General features: G+C 58.8%; 14 protein-coding genes and 3 pseudogenes. 12 read left to right on the forward strand and 5 right to left on the reverse strand.

Features of this window, described 5'->3' with window-relative positions:
• Window positions 1-130: 130 nt before the first annotated feature.
• The 4 genes and pseudogenes from GR212_RS37375 to amyA all read left to right on the forward strand — a co-directional run.
• Window positions 131-271: pseudogene (locus GR212_RS37375) on the forward strand (IS110 family transposase); the annotation flags it as partial.
• A 266-nt stretch (window positions 272-537) separates the two neighbouring features.
• Window positions 538-729 (forward strand): annotated as a pseudogene (locus GR212_RS37380) (Hsp20/alpha crystallin family protein); the annotation flags it as partial.
• A 108-nt stretch (window positions 730-837) separates the two neighbouring features.
• Window positions 838-1,218, forward strand: a complete 381-nt coding sequence (locus GR212_RS33365) for a response regulator (protein WP_163993801.1) — start codon at window positions 838-840, stop codon at window positions 1,216-1,218.
• A 123-nt stretch (window positions 1,219-1,341) separates the two neighbouring features.
• Window positions 1,342-2,826, forward strand: coding sequence for an alpha-amylase (amyA, locus tag GR212_RS33370; protein ID WP_163993720.1), 1,485 nt, complete (start codon window positions 1,342-1,344; stop codon window positions 2,824-2,826).
• Window positions 2,827-2,843: 17 nt separating this feature from the next.
• On the opposite strand, the gene GR212_RS33375 is transcribed toward amyA, so the two are convergent.
• The 4 genes from GR212_RS33375 to GR212_RS37885 form a co-directional block, all read right to left on the reverse strand.
• On the reverse strand, window positions 2,844-3,917 hold the full coding sequence (locus GR212_RS33375; protein WP_163993722.1) for a sensor histidine kinase: 1,074 nt from the start codon (window positions 3,915-3,917) through the stop codon (window positions 2,844-2,846).
• Between the two features lie 93 nt (window positions 3,918-4,010).
• On the reverse strand, window positions 4,011-4,370 hold the full coding sequence (locus GR212_RS33380) for a response regulator (protein ID WP_163993723.1): 360 nt from the start codon (window positions 4,368-4,370) through the stop codon (window positions 4,011-4,013).
• A 219-nt stretch (window positions 4,371-4,589) separates the two neighbouring features.
• The gene (locus tag GR212_RS33385) at window positions 4,590-4,745 is read right to left on the reverse strand and encodes a hypothetical protein (protein ID WP_204326871.1); all 156 of its coding nucleotides are present in this window, start codon (window positions 4,743-4,745) and stop codon (window positions 4,590-4,592) included.
• Window positions 4,746-4,835: 90 nt separating this feature from the next.
• A protein-coding gene (locus GR212_RS37885) for an IS5 family transposase (protein WP_163993725.1) occupies window positions 4,836-5,587 on the reverse strand; the annotation gives its coding sequence in 2 pieces (ribosomal slippage) (window positions 4,836-5,257 and window positions 5,257-5,587; 753 coding nt in all).
• A gap of 201 nt (window positions 5,588-5,788) precedes the next feature.
• On the opposite strand from GR212_RS37885, the pseudogene GR212_RS37660 reads away from it, so the two are divergent.
• Window positions 5,789-5,860 (forward strand): annotated as a pseudogene (locus GR212_RS37660) (IS6 family transposase); the annotation flags it as partial.
• Window positions 5,861-5,994: 134 nt separating this feature from the next.
• Here the strand turns inward: GR212_RS37660 and GR212_RS33395 are convergent.
• Complete coding sequence (locus tag GR212_RS33395; RefSeq protein WP_163993803.1) at window positions 5,995-6,699, reverse strand: transcriptional regulator NanR; 705 nt, start codon at window positions 6,697-6,699, stop codon at window positions 5,995-5,997.
• A gap of 187 nt (window positions 6,700-6,886) precedes the next feature.
• Between GR212_RS33395 and oiaX the strand changes: the two genes are divergently transcribed.
• From oiaX to GR212_RS33430, 7 genes are all read left to right on the forward strand, one after another.
• The gene (gene oiaX / locus GR212_RS33400) at window positions 6,887-8,146 is read left to right on the forward strand and encodes a 3-oxo-isoapionate-4-phosphate decarboxylase OiaX (protein ID WP_163993728.1); all 1,260 of its coding nucleotides are present in this window, start codon (window positions 6,887-6,889) and stop codon (window positions 8,144-8,146) included.
• Between the two features lie 5 nt (window positions 8,147-8,151).
• A complete protein-coding gene (locus GR212_RS33405) occupies window positions 8,152-9,486 on the forward strand; it encodes a four-carbon acid sugar kinase family protein (RefSeq protein ID WP_163993730.1) in 1,335 nt (444 codons plus the stop codon).
• Between the two features lie 97 nt (window positions 9,487-9,583).
• Entirely contained in the window at window positions 9,584-10,411 is an 828-nt protein-coding gene (locus tag GR212_RS33410; protein ID WP_163993732.1) for a phosphogluconate dehydrogenase C-terminal domain-containing protein, read from the forward strand.
• Window positions 10,412-10,490: 79 nt separating this feature from the next.
• On the forward strand, window positions 10,491-11,432 hold the full coding sequence (locus GR212_RS33415; protein ID WP_163993733.1) for a D-ribose ABC transporter substrate-binding protein: 942 nt from the start codon (window positions 10,491-10,493) through the stop codon (window positions 11,430-11,432).
• Window positions 11,433-11,506: 74 nt separating this feature from the next.
• Complete coding sequence (locus tag GR212_RS33420) at window positions 11,507-12,151, forward strand: DUF2291 family protein (RefSeq protein WP_163993735.1); 645 nt, start codon at window positions 11,507-11,509, stop codon at window positions 12,149-12,151.
• A gap of 2 nt (window positions 12,152-12,153) precedes the next feature.
• On the forward strand, window positions 12,154-13,701 hold the full coding sequence (locus tag GR212_RS33425) for a sugar ABC transporter ATP-binding protein (protein WP_432444429.1): 1,548 nt from the start codon (window positions 12,154-12,156) through the stop codon (window positions 13,699-13,701).
• On the forward strand, window positions 13,698-14,762 hold the full coding sequence (locus tag GR212_RS33430; protein WP_163993738.1) for an ABC transporter permease: 1,065 nt from the start codon (window positions 13,698-13,700) through the stop codon (window positions 14,760-14,762). Before GR212_RS33425 ends, GR212_RS33430 begins: the two co-directional genes overlap by 4 nt.
• Window position 14,763 lies beyond the last annotated feature (1 nt).

Genomic DNA, 14,763 nt, shown 5'->3' on the forward strand with positions numbered 1-14,763 from the left:
TGTTTAAAAGTCCCATGTGGATCACTCCGTTGCCCCCGTCGCTCTACGCGTTGGGGAAGGTTCACATGGCTCAATTCTCAATGGAAATTATGTGCCTAACCGGCTCAGTTCTGCGTGGAAACCAACAATCAGAGGAACAAACAAGGCGCGAGTGGCGATTGCGCGCAAGCTTTTGACGATTGCCTTCCAGATCCTGCGTGACCAGCGCGCCTATGAGCCGCGCGACACTAGCACCACGGAAGACGCGTCGACGATATCCCGGTTGTCCTGATGGTTGTCTAGCGAGCCCGGCAGGACTGGGCTGCGCTCATAATGGAGAATGGGAAACCGGGAGCCGAACGCCACTCTGTGACCGAAGCCGAGAGCATCAGGATCACGAATTGGAGAATGGTTGAAGGACCGAAGGACATCTTTGTCCTGCGGAAGTGAGACGTTTAGCCGATCGGCCAAAATGCCGGTCAAATAACAACTGAACCCAAGGAAAAGCCCGCAAATGCTGGTGTTTTTGCCCCTTGTGTTCTTTCATTGGAGAAAACTATGAGTGTTCGTGATCTGATTCCCTGGCGCCGCAACAATGGCAACCAGGTTCCGACTGTCCTGCGCGATGACGACCGGGACCCTTCCTGTCGCTGCATCGCGAGGTGATTCGCCTGTTCGACGACGTGTTCCGCGGGCTTTGGCTCCGGCCTGCCGACCTTCGGCAGCAGTCCTGCCTTCAGTGCCGGCTGGCATCGACGGCGTTGTCTGCACGCTGATTGCGAAACTCGATTGATCCTGAAGACAGAATTCCTTGTCGGAAGTCCATCCCGGGCCATGGCCACCAGAAACATAGGCCACATGGCCATTCACCACACAGCCGTTCTCGTTGTCGAAGACGAGGCACTCGTTCGAATGGCCATCGCTGGTGAACTGGAGGAGGCCGGCTTTGAAGTGTTCGAAGCCGCCAATGCTTCGGAGGCAATCGAACTGCTGATCGCCCACACGCAGATCGAGGTGCTGTTCACCGTTATCGACATGCCTGGTGGCGTCGACGGCATCGAGTTCGCCGCAGCGGTGCGGGAGAGGTGGCCGTCAATCAAGATTATCGCAACGTCCGGCCATCGCAGAGTCGATATCGACACGTTGCCTGTTGAAGCACGCTTCATGGCAAAGCCCTACAATCCAGATCTTGTCATCCTTGCGATTATGGAGATGGTTGCGACGGGATCAAGCCCTTGAACCCGACCGTGCTGTCTGAATCCATTCTTTTTTGGCACGTGTGTCGGTCTTGCTCTGGTTCTTCGCAACGGAACAGTTTTGGAACATACCCGTTCTTGACGTTATCACGGACGAGAGGGACCTATGACCGCGCGCACCTTGCTTCAGTTCTTTCATTGGTACTATCCGGATGGCGGACGACTATGCAGCGAGGTGGGAGAAAAGGCTGCGAGCCTTGCCGAAATGGGCATAACCGATGTTTGGTTGCCGCCAGCGTATAAGGGTGCGGCCGGGGGGTACTCGGTCGGTTATGATACTTACGACCTTTTCGATCTCGGCGAATTCGACCAAAAAGGTACCGTTGCCACCAAATACGGCGAGCGCCCGGGGCTTGAACAAGCGTGCGCAGAACTGAAAAACAATAATATCCGCGTCATCCATGATGTCGTCTTCAATCACAAGATGGGAGCCGATGAGAAGGAAAGCGTGCATGTCCGCCGCGTCAATCCTGACGATCGCACGCAAATCGAGGACGAGGAATTTCAGGCGCTTGCCTATACCCGGTTCACCTTTCCCGGCCGACAGGGCAAACACTCGCAATTCATATGGGATCACAAATGCTTCAGCGGTGTCGACCTCATCGAGCGACCCGACGAGACGGGGATTTTTCGGCTCGTCAACGAATATGGCGAAGGCGAATGGAGCAACGAAGTCGATGATGAAAAGGGCAACTTCGACTATCTCATGGGCGCCGATGTCGAGTTTCGCAACAAGGCGGTTTATGAGGAGTTAAAATACTGGGGCCGATGGCTTTCCGAGCAGATACCAGTCGACGGCTTCCGACTCGACGCAGCTAAGCATATTCCAGCATGGTTCTTCCGCGACTGGGTCCGCCATATGCGCGATACGGTCAGTCCCGCTCTTTTTATCGTGGCGGAGTACTGGGATCCCGATATGGGTGCTCTGAAAAGCTATCTTGATCTTGTCGACAAGCAGTTCATGCTCTTCGACGTCGCGCTTCATCACCGCTTCCACGAAGCATCAAAGCAGGGAAGCGATTTCGATATGCGGACGATCTTTGATGGTTCGCTGGTTTCGGCAGCACCGGAGCATACGGTTACCCTCGTCGACAATCACGACACCCAGCCATTGCAGGCGCTTGAGGCCTCTGTCGAGCCTTGGTTCAAGCCACTCGCATACGCGCTGATCCTGCTGCGCGAGGAAGGTGTGCCATGCGTGTTCTATCCTGATCTATACGGCGCAAGTTATAGCGATACCGGCGCAGACGGCAATAAGCAGGAGGTGGACATGCCGGCCGTCAATTGCCTGCCAAAACTCATTGAAGCGCGCAAACGTTTCGCCAACGGATCTCAAACCGATATGCTCGACGACGAGCATTGCATCGGGTTTATTCGCCACGGCACCGCTGAAGAGCCTGGCTGTGTCGTGATCATGTCCAATGACCAATACCATGAAAAATTTGTCGATCTGGGCGCCAATCAGGCTGGCGCGGTGTTTCATGATTTTCTGGGCCACCGCGACGAGCAAATCAGAGTAGACCAGGAGGGAAAGGCTACTTTTCCGACGAATGCGGGGAATGTCAGTGTTTGGGTACGGCAGGCCCCGTAAATAGAATTGATGAGCGTTCACGGCTCGATGGCGTCGCCGCGCTTGAAAGTGATCGTAACCGCCATACCCTGGCCAGGCTGTGAGCTGACGTCGATCTCGGCTTTTGCATTATGTCTGACAGACTGAACGATCATGGCGCTGAGCTTGCCTCGCTGTGGCCAGTCGGTTTTGTCGGAAAGGCCGACTCCGTCGTCAGCGACGAGAACCTTGCAGCCATCGTCATCTACGGTGCAACGAACCGTGAGCGAGCCTCCGTCAAGACCGACAAAGGCGTATTTCAGGGCATTGGTCATCAATTCGTTGACGAGAAGGCCGACAGGCATCGCGACATTGACCGAAACCGGCCAGGTGTCGACCTTCATGTCGAGTCGAATGCCTTCGATGGCATGCGCCGCCATCACCGAGGATGCGATCTGACTGACATAGGTTCCCAGATCGACCGTTTCGGTTTCACTGCTGCCGTAGAGCGAGCGGTAAAGGATCGACAGCGCCTCGATGCGGCCAGCCAGTCGATTGAACGGCTCTCTCTCTTCCTGCCGCTGAGCATTGCGCGCTTCCATGCGGATCAGCGCGGTGATCATCTGAAGATTATTCTTGACCCGGTGCTGGAGCTCTTTGAGCAAGACATCTTTTTCCACAAGCGTCTCGGTCAACACCGCCGTATCGTCCGAACGTTCGCGCGCGGACATCGCCAACAACCGGAACAGGGGTTTGCCGAAGTCATCGACGATCGTGTTCGACCAGGCATCGACGACCCGTGTGCCGTCATCAGCCCGGATGGTGAAGGCGCCGAGATACTCTTCGTTTTCCAGCAAGGCTGTTGCAAGTTTCGGTCCCTCGGCAAGGGAAACAGCCGCTGGAAGAACTGACCATGGCTTACCCTGAAGCTCTTCGGCCGGCATGCCTATCAGGCGCTCGAACTCGATATTGGCATAGACGAGCACTTCGTCCTCGCCGATTTCGGCGACCGCGACCGCGAACGGAACATGATCGAGAAACTGCCGAAACCGGTCGTCGTCGAGCGCCTCCGCCAGATGGGGAAGATCGGCCATGGTCGCAGGCGTCGGATGTTGGTCGTTTGCGTCTGTCATGAAAATCTGTGCTTTCGGTAGGCCGATACTTCATATCATGGCCTCGCGAGAGGTCGCCACTGATTTTATGGAACGGCAACGTGGCACTTCGACCTAGCCAAGCAAGGTTCTCAGCGTGTCGATGACGGGTTGATGAGCATAAGGCTTCGGGAAGAACCGCGCCCGCTCGGGCATATCGCGTTCTTCAACTTTTCGATGGCCCGACGTCACGATTATATGGACCGGCGGCCACCGATCCCTGACGATCCAGGCGAGCTCTAAGCCATCCAGACTGCCGGGCATATCGATATCGGTGAAGATTGCACCAATACTATGGTCACTTTCAAGGATGGCCAATGCCTCATCCGCATTCCCCGCCTCGAGAACCCGAAAGCCCGCATCGACAAGATCGTCCGCCACGGCCATCCGAATAAGCGGCTCATCCTCGATTATCAGCACGGTCGCTTGCTGCATTGCACATCACTCTGTCATGCATGATGGCAAGAAACCCTTAGTGCAGCAACATGTTCCCCACCGCTCACATCGAGTCAAAAGATACCGATTGAGCTAACAATCTCTGCGTTTTCTCGCCCACGTCGTAACCTAGGATGCCACTACCTCCAGTTGTCGGCGCTATGAGCGCCTGTCCAACCGTATCTCCAGCGGATCCAGTTACTATCGCCACTGAGCTTTCTATATGCCGATACGGACATAGGCCCAGATGAATTGAAACGGCCTTTCCTCGGGACTGCTCTCGACCTTCATCGAGGCGATCTGCGGACCGGTCTCATCAACAATGCAGACCTGCGTGGTTTCCATCGACAGGTCCAATCCGGCATAATGTTTCATGGCTGCTTCCTTTCTTCTACGTTCCACAGCCAGAATGTGACCCATCTTTCAGGTCCGAGGGAGGCAGCCACAAATTACCCGATGACTCAATCAGGCCCACCAGATGATGATGGCTGCGATGAAGCAAGTTGCTGTAAAGTTCAGCATGAGCTTGTCATATCGTGTGGCGACCCGCCGCCAGTCCTTGAGGCGGCAAAAGGTACGTTCAATGATGTTCCTTCGGCGGTAGGCGATGGGGTCGAAAGGCCTGATGCGCTTACGCGTCGGATTGTTAGGAATGACCGGTTCAGTGCCACGTACTTTGAGAAAGTCACGTAAAGTGTCACTATTGTAAGCCGTATCCGTAGCGCAAAGGCGGCTCGGCGGCAGTGGTTCGAGCAGCGGGATGGCGACGGGAGCATCACCGCGCTGTCCAGGCGTTATTCCCAGCGCGATTGGACGGCCGCAACGATCGACAACAGCATGGATTTTTGTCGATCTGCCGCCTCTTGAGCGGCCGATTGCTTGCGCATCTGCCCCCCTTTTCCGCCAGAGGCGGATCGGTGTGCCTTTGCGGTGGTACTGTCGATCATGTGAATGTCCCGATCGGTCGTTTGCACCAGAGTTTCAAACAGCCGCCGCCATATACCTTTGGCAGACCAACGATGGAAGCGATTGTAGACGGTGGTCGAGGGGCCGTAGCAAGCAGGACAATCCTGCCACCGGCAGCCAGTTCGCAGCACATGGATGATGCCGCTAATCACCCGGCGGTCGTCGGTTCGATGGGCGCCGGGTTGGTTCGTTGGAAGCAAAGGCGCGATCACCGCCCATTGCCGATCATCAAGCCAGAATTCTCCTGCCATAGTCCAAAACTCCCCTTATCAGGAGAGTGAATCATGGAAACGTAATTACATCAATCGTTTGATTGGGTTTCAACCCTAAGATGAGTGGTCGAAACACCTCACATCTCCCAGACGGGCGCACCGTAATCCATTATATTTGGCGATGACAGGTCACCATCGTAAACTTAGCGGAACTTGGAATTCGATGTGGGATGACGGGCGATGACAGATCGTGATCCTCTCTATCGCCGACATCGTTTTCACGCTGAAATTATTGTCCACGCAGTATGGCTCTCTTGTGTCGGCGGGTGGAGTTGAACTTGTGCGGCATGCGGCAAATCCTGAAGATGATTTCTCCCCAAATATCAGCCACCTGCACGATCCGTGCAACAAGGCCGATAATTTCCCACATAGGCCGAGCGGACGTTCTATTTCATATACAGCGCACGCGAGCGTTCCAGATGCTTGAGCACCGCCGCCTCGGCGCCGTCCGCGTTGTTGACGGCAAGGCACTCCAGGATCTCTTCGTGTTCGGCAAGCGTGAATTTCTCCTTGCCGCTCCAGATTAGCATTTCCGTGTGATATTCCTTCAGCCATGCCAGCATGGCTTCACTGACGGCGGCAAAGATCGGATTCCCGGAAATCTGGGCAATGCGCGTATGGAACTGCATGTCGGCCGAAATGAATTCTTCCGCATGTCCCAGCGACGCGCGCTGCCGTTTGATGATCTCGTGAAGATCGGCGACATCCTTTTCCGTTACGCGCAATGCCGCTTCGCGTGCCATGCCGCGCTCGAAGAAAATTCGGGCGCTCTTCAGATGCTCGAGCGAGTCCGACGATTGTGACAGCATGATCTTGGCGGTCAGATCGACCTGTCGGAAGATCGATTTTGCCGTGAGCTGCAACACCTTGGCGCGCTCGCCGTGCGAAATATTCACCAGCCCCATATTGGCAAGCGCCTGCATGGCCTCGCGAATCGCCGGACGGCCGACGCCGAATCGCTCCATGAGGACACGCTCGGATGGCATCTCATCGCCAGGCTTGAGCTCTCCCGAGGTGATCAACCGCTCCAGCCGGTCGAATACCTCGTCAGACAGCTTTCGACGTATAATCTGTTCGACTGGCTGGCCCATGGAACCCCGCTTTCTCAAAGCTTTTCCTCCCTTATGCATTTTTGTTGCCTCGGCGGAAGCCCCATTACGAAACGCGGTATCCGCTGCCGGGCAAAAAAGTCTTTGCAGAAGTTGGAATACTCATTATACCAGATTACCAGTTTGCGCCACGCTAAAAGTCGTGTGCGAGAGGAGCGTTCAGCCGTCCATGACCATCACCGTCACCTATCGTATCGAAACGCCCGGCAGCATCGAAGCGATGGCCCGCAAGATCGCCAGCGATCAATCGACCGGAACTTTTGTTGCCGTACCGGGCGAAACGGAAGAGCTGAAGGCGCGCGTCGCCGCCCGCGTCATCGCGATCCGTCCCTTGCCCGACATTGATCATCCGACCTGGCCGGAAGCGGCGGAGGGACATGGCCCGATCCACCGCGCCGACGTCGACATAGCCTTTCCGCTGGACGCGATCGGCACCGATCTGGCGGCGCTCATGACCATCGCGATCGGCGGTGTCTACTCGATCAAGGGCATGACCGGCATCCGCATCGTCAACATGAAGCTGCCGGAGGCTTTTCGCGACGCGCATCCCGGCCCGCAATTCGGTGTTGCCGGCAGCATGCGCCTGACCGGCGTCAGCGGCCGCCCCATCATCGGCACCATCGTCAAGCCGGCACTCGGCCTGCGGCCGAAGGAAACGGCAGCGCTTGTCGGCGAATTGATCGGTTCGGGCGTCGATTTCATCAAGGACGACGAAAAGCTGATGAGCCCGGCCTATTCACCGCTGAAGGAGCGCGTCGAGGCCATCATGCCGCTAATCCTCGATCACGAGCAGAAGACTGGCAAGAAGGTGATGTATGCGTTCGGCATCTCGCACGCCGATCCCGACGAGATGATGCGCAATCACGATCTGGTGCTGAAGGCCGGCGGCAATTGCGCCGTCGTCAACATCAACTCCGTAGGTTTCGGCGGGATGAGCTTCCTGCGCAAGCGCTCCGACCTGGTGCTGCACGCGCATCGCAACGGCTGGGACGTGCTGACCCGTCATCCCGGTGCCGGAATGGATTTCAAGGTCTATCAGCAGTTCTGGCGCCTGCTTGGCGTCGATCAATTCCAGATCAACGGCATCCGGGTCAAATACTGGGAGCCGGACGACAGCTTCGTCGAGTCTTTCAGGGCAGTCAGCACGCCGTTATTCGATCCCACGGACTGTCCGCTCCCCGTCGCGGGTTCCGGGCAATGGGGAGGTCAGGCGCCGGAAACCTACCAGCGCACGGGGCGGACCACGGACCTTCTCTATCTCTGCGGCGGCGGCATCGTCAGCCATCCGTTCGGGCCGGCTGCCGGCGTTCGCGCCATCCAGCAGGCGTGGCAGGCTGCGGTTTCCGACATACCGCTTGCGGATTACGCCAGGAACCATTCCGAGCTTGCCGCCTCGATCGCAAAATTCAGCGGCGGCAAGGACGCCTGACAGCAATGTCCGATCTTCTTCTCGGCTATTACGGCGACGATTTCACCGGCTCGACCGACGTCATGGAGGCTCTTGCCTCGAACGGCGTGCCGACGGTTCTCTTTCTCGGCATTCCGAGCGAGGCTATGCGGAAGCGGTTCAAGGATTGCCGCGCCATCGGCATTGCCGGCACCAGCCGCAGTGAAACGCCACAATGGATGGACGAACATCTGACGCCGGCGTTCCACTGGCTGAGGAGCCTCGATGCGGCGATATGCCATTACAAGGTCTGCTCCACGTTCGATTCAGGCCCCGACATCGGCAACATCGGCAAGGCGATCGAGATCGGCAAGGCGCTCTTCGAACAGTCGGTCGTGCCGATCGTGGTTGGAGCGCCGCAACTGAAACGTTACACCGCTTTCGGCCATCTCTTCGCGGCCTATCAGGGCCGGGTCTTCCGGATAGACCGGCACCCGGTCATGAGCCGGCATCCGGTCACTCCGATGGATGAGGCCGACCTGACCCTGCACCTGAGAAAACAGACATCCCTTCCCGTCAGCATCGCCGATCTCGTCACCATCCGCGCAGCCGATGCAGACGGGCGGATCGATGAACTCGCGACCGAAACCAAGGGCATTCTGCTTCTCGACGTCGACAGCCCGGAAACGCAAATTGCAGCGGGACGCCAGGTGTGGCGCCTTGCGGGCAAGGGCAACGCTTTCGTGGCGGGCTCCTCCGGTGTCGAATACGCCCTTCTGAGCGCCTGGAGCAGCGAGGGCCTGATGGGACCAAGGCCGGAATTCGCATCTCCAGGCAGGGTCGATCGGCTGGCTGTTGTTTCCGGCAGCGTGTCGCCAACCACGGAACGGCAGATTCGCCGCGCCGCGGCCAACGGGTTTGACGGCATCGACCTTGATCCGCTGGAGCTTATCGGCGAAAGCGCTGCGAGCGCGCTGGACGCGGCCGTCAAGAACGGCATTGCCAGCCTGAAAGCCGGTCGCAGCGTCATTCTTCATACCGCGCTTGGGCCTTCCGCCGATCGCGGCGGTGACATCGATCGCATTCCCGGCGCAAGGCATCGCCTCGGGCAGGCCCTTGGCACCATTCTGCGGCGCCTGATCGAACAGGAAAACCTCGGCCGCGCCGTCATTGCCGGCGGCGACACATCGAGCCATGCGCTGAAGGAACTGCGCGTCGAGGCACTCACGACCCTCCTGCCATTACTGCAAACCCCCGGATCGCCGCTCTGCACGGCCCATGGCAGTTATTCCCGCACCAACGGTCTGCAGATCGCCCTCAAGGGCGGACAGGTCGGGACCGACGATTACTTCGCGCAGATCCGCGACGGCAGAGGATCCTGAGGCGGACATGCCCATTTTTCGCCCGGACAAATGGCATGCTCATTGACTCATCATACCACTTGCGTTACCACACTCTGAAAGTGAACGAGGTACGAACATGACTGCAATTGCTCTTTTCGGCGCCGGCGGCAAAATGGGCTACAGGCTCGCCAAGAACCTGAAAGGTTCCCGTTTCGATGTGCGCCATGTCGAGGTCAGCGATATCGGCAAGGCCCGCCTTAAGAACGACCTTTCCATCGATTGCGTGCCGGTCGACGCTGCTTTGGACGGTGCCGAGGTCGTTATCCTTGCCGTGCCGGATACGGCGATCAGCAAGGTCGCCGCCGGCATCGTCGACAAGCTGAAGCCAGGCACCATGGTCGTCGCTCTCGACGCCGCCGCCCCCTTCGCGGGACATCTCCCCAAGCGGGAAGACCTCACCTATTTCGTTACCCACCCGTGCCATCCGCCGATCTTCAACGACGAAACCGACATGCAGGCGAAGAAGGATCACTTCGGCGGCCTGTTTGCCAAACAGCACATCGTATCGGCACTGATGCAGGGGCCGGAGAGCACCTATGACCTTGGCGAGGAAATCGCCAAGGTCATCTGGGCGCCCGTCATGCGCTCGCACCGCGTCACCGTCGAGCAGATGGCGATGCTGGAACCGGGCCTTTCGGAAACGGTTTGCGCGTCGCTGCTCGTCATCATGCGCCAGGCCATGGATGAATGCATTGCCCGCGGCGTTCCGGCCGAGGCCGCCCGCGACTTCCTTCTGGGTCACATGAATGTGCTCGGCGCCGTTATCTTCAAGGAAGTGGAAGGCGTGTTCTCGGATGCCTGCAACAAGGCGATCGAGTTCGGCATCCCCGCGCTGATGCGCGACGACTGGAAGAAGGTGTTCGAGCCGCAGGAGATTGCAGAAAGCATCCGTCGCATCACCTGATCGCTGTCCCTGGGAGGGCGCCGCCCTCCCTTTGCTGCCCTGCCGGGAACAGGGCCTGTTTCATAACTGGGAGGAGACCATGAAACTGACACGCAGACTGACACTTGCAGCCTTCGCCGGTGCGCTTGCCCTGGGAACGGCAATGCCCGTATTCGCCGCCGACCTGATCGCCGTCATCACGCCGGCCCCCGACAACCCGTTCTTCAAGGCAGAGGCCGTCGGTGCCGAAGCGAAGGCGAAGGAGTTGGGGTACGAAACGCTTGTCATGACGCATGACGACGATGCCAACAAGCAGTCGGAAGTCATCGACACGGCAATCGGCCGCGGTGCCAAAGCCATCATCCTCGACAATGCCGGTGCGGATGCGACGGTAGCCGCCGTCAAGAAGGCCAAGGACGCCGGCATCCCCTCCTTCCTGATCGACCGAGAAATCAACGCCACCGGCGTCGCCGCCGCCCAGATCGTTTCCAACAACTATCAGGGTGCCCAGCTCGGCGCGCAGGAATTCGTCAAGCTCATGGGCGAGAAGGGCAACTATGTCGAGCTCGTCGGCAAGGAATCCGACACCAATGCCGGCATCCGCTCGCAGGGATATCACGATGTCATCGATGATTTTCCGGACCTGAAGCTCGTGGCCAAGCAGTCGGCGAACTGGAGCCAGACCGAAGCCTACGCCAAGATGGAAACCATCCTTCAGGCAAATCCCGACATCAAGGGCGTGATCTCGGGCAACGACACCATGGCGATGGGTGCGATTGCCGCCCTTCAGGCTGCCGGCCGCAAGGATGTGATTGTCGTCGGCTTCGACGGGTCGAACGACGTGCGCGATTCCATCAAGGCGGGCGGCATCAAGGCAACGGTGCTTCAGCCTGCCTATGCACAGGCGCAAATGGCCGTGCAGCAGGCCGACGCGTACATCAAGAACAAGACCGTGCCGAAGGAAGAGAAGCAGCTTATGGATTGCGTTCTCATCAACGCCGGCAATGCCGACAAGCTCGAGACTTTCGCGCTGAAAGACTAACGGTCAACCATGCAGTCGCGGAGAGCGTGCTCCACGCTCTCCGCCCTGTTCGTCGAGAGATTGAGGTGCATTGCATGGCGAGGATCGCAGGGGTGATTGCGGCCACTTTACTGATCGCGGCGCTACCCGGATGCAAGATCATCAAGACGCCGACGGCCAAGGAAAAGGCCGCCGCAGAGGCGAAGAACGCTTTCGATCCGACTGCCCGGGTTGATGCCATCTGGCAGCCCCAAGCGATACCGAGCCTTGAAAAGCGCGCCGGCGACCTGAAAGCGGTGCTGCAGGCCCTTGCCGCCAGCCCTGACGAAGCCGGAGCCCGATACGGCAACCCACGCAAGCAATCCGGCTCGCCATGGACCTATGCCGTGAAGCTGAGCGGCAGGATAGTTGCAACCGACACGTTGTCGCGCGCCGCGACGCTGGACGTTGACGTCGACGGCGACGGCAAAGCCGACGCCAAAGTCCAGATCGGACCGGCCATCCGCGGAACGGCGCTTCGCGACGCACTGGATTTCGTCGACTTCAACAGTTTCAAGAACCAGATCGAATGGGCACAGTTCGGCAAGGCGTTCAATGAGAAGATCAACGCCGCCTTTCTCGGTACCCTTCCTCGCGACGGCCTGGCCGGAAAGACGGTCACCATCACAGGCGCATTTCCTCAGCCCATGTCGGGCCAATTGCCGCTGGTGACTCCTTCGGCCCTGACATTGGGACAATGACGATGAACACCGCCTCCGGCAACGACATCATCCTGCGCCTCGAGGAAGTCTCGAAGGTCTATTCCGGCATTGTCGCGGTCAAGCGCGCGAATCTCGAACTCCATCGCGGCGCCGTCAATGTTCTCGTGGGCGAGAACGGCGCCGGCAAATCGACGCTGATGAAAATCATCGCAGGCGTCGAACGGCCGACTTCCGGCCGCATCCTGCTCGAGGGTAAGGACGTGTCCTTCAGCAGCCCGCCCGATGCACAGGCGCGCGGCATCGGCATGATCTTCCAGGAACTCAACCTCTTCGCCAACATGTCCGTTGCCGAGAACATGTTTGCGACGCGGGAGATCACCCGCGGCATTCTCGGCATCGACCACAAGGCGCAGATCGACAAGGCGAATGAGTTCCTCAGGAAACTCGACGCCGACATCAGCGCCGAAACCATGGTCGAGGATCTGCCGATCGGACAGCAGCAGCTGGTCGAAATCGCCAAGGCGATTTCGCTAGATGCCCGCATCCTGATCATGGACGAGCCGACATCGGCGCTTTCCGCCGCCGAGGTCGATGTCCTGTTCAAGGTCATCGCCGAGCTGAAAGCCCAGGGCGTTGCGATCGTCTATATCTCGCACCGGCTGGAAGAGCTGATGCGCATCGGCGATTACATCACAGTTCTGCGCGACGGTCAGATTACCGGCCAGGCGATGGTTCGCGATATCGACACGCGATGGATCGTCCGCTCGATGATCGGGTCCGATGCCAAGGACTTTGCCAAATCCAGCAGCCATACCATCGGCAAGGAAGCCTTTCGTGCCGAGGACATCAGCTTGCCGAGACGCACCGGCGGCCTCGCCGTCGATCATGTTTCGCTCTGCGTACGTGCCGGCGAGATACTCGGAATATACGGCCTGATGGGTGCCGGCCGCAGCGAATTCTTCGAATGCGTCATGGGCCGGCATACGCACTCCACCGGGCGGATCTACGTCGATGGCGTTGAGGTTCGCGCGCAGGATACGACCACACGCATCCGGCGCGGCCTGGCCCTGATCCCCGAAGATCGCCAGCGCGAGGGTTTGGTGCAGGTCCTGTCCATCGCCAGCAATCTGACGCTTGCCAGCCTCGGCCGTTTCGCCCGTTTGTTCGTCCACATCGATGCGGCGGCGGAAAAGAGCGCCATTCGCGATATGATCCGCGACCTTTCGATCAAGGCGCCCAACCCCGATTTCGAGGTCACATCCATGTCCGGCGGCAATCAGCAGAAGGTCGTCATCGGCAAGGCGCTCATGACCGACCCGAAGGTGCTGTTGATGGACGAGCCGAGCCGCGGCATCGATGTCGGTGCCAAGGCCGACGTCTTTCGCACCATGCGCCGGCTCGCCGGCAAGGGCCTGGCAATCCTGTTTTCGACATCGGACCTTGAAGAGGTCATGGCTCTTTCGGACCGCATCGCGGTGCTCAGCAACGGCAAGCTCGTGACCGTACTCGACAGAAGCGAAGCGACGGAAGAGGCCATCATCGCGGCATCCGCCGACGGACACGGACACAAAGGGAAACTCGCGTCATGACGGCACATACGTCCTCCGGCCTTGCGGCCAACCGCTCGAACGGCTCTGTTCTCCTGGCGGTGATGAAGCTCAGGACCTTCATTGCGCTGTTTTCGGTGATTATCTTCTTTGCGATCTTCGCGCCGAATTTCACCTCGACCGCCAACATCATCCTGATGTCGAAGCATGTCGCGCTCAACGCCTTTCTCGCCATGGGCATGACCTTCGTGATCGTGACCGGTGGCATCGACCTCTCGGTCGGTTCGATCGTCGGCCTATGCGGCATGGTGGCAGGCGCCCTTATCCTGAACGGTATAGATCTGCCGATCGGATATACCGTCTACTTCGACATCTACGAAATCATTCTCATCACCCTGGCCGTCGGGTTGCTGATCGGCCTCATCAACGGCCTGCTCATCACCAAGCTCAACGTCGCGCCTTTCATCGCCACGCTCGGAACGCTCTATGTCGCCCGCGGCCTTGCGCTCCTGTCCTCGGATGGGCAGACCTTTCCCAATCTGGTCGGGCGGCCGGAATACGATACGACCGGCTTCGACGTCTTCGGCGCCGGCCGGCTGCTCGGTCTTCCGGTTTCCATCTGGATCCTGATCGTACTCGCGCTGATCGCCGCGTATGTCGCACGCTCGACGCCGATCGGGCGGCATATTTTCGCCGTGGGCGGAAACGAGCGCGCCGCGCGCATGTCCGGCATCCGGGTCGATGTGGTCAAGATTTTCGTCTACATGTTCTCGGGGCTTTGCGCTGCCATCGTCGGCATCGTCATATCGTCGGAGCTGATGGCCGCGCATCCCGCCACCGGCGAGAGCTTCGAGCTGAATGCGATCGCGGCGGCAGTGCTCGGCGGCACTTCCATGTCGGGCGGTCGCGGCACCATCGGCGGCACCATCATAGGCGCCTTCGTGATCGGCATCCTTTCGGACGGCCTTGTGATGACGGGCGTGTCATCCTTCTGGCAGATGGTCATCAAAGGATTGGTCATCATCGTCGCCGTGGTCGTGGATCAGGCACAGCGGCGTCTCCAGCAGCGCGTAACTCTCATGCAAATGGCAAAGGCAGGCTGAA

The organism is Martinezella lusitana (assembly GCF_010668395.1).
Lineage (GTDB): Bacteria > Pseudomonadota > Alphaproteobacteria > Rhizobiales > Rhizobiaceae > Rhizobium > Rhizobium lusitanum_A.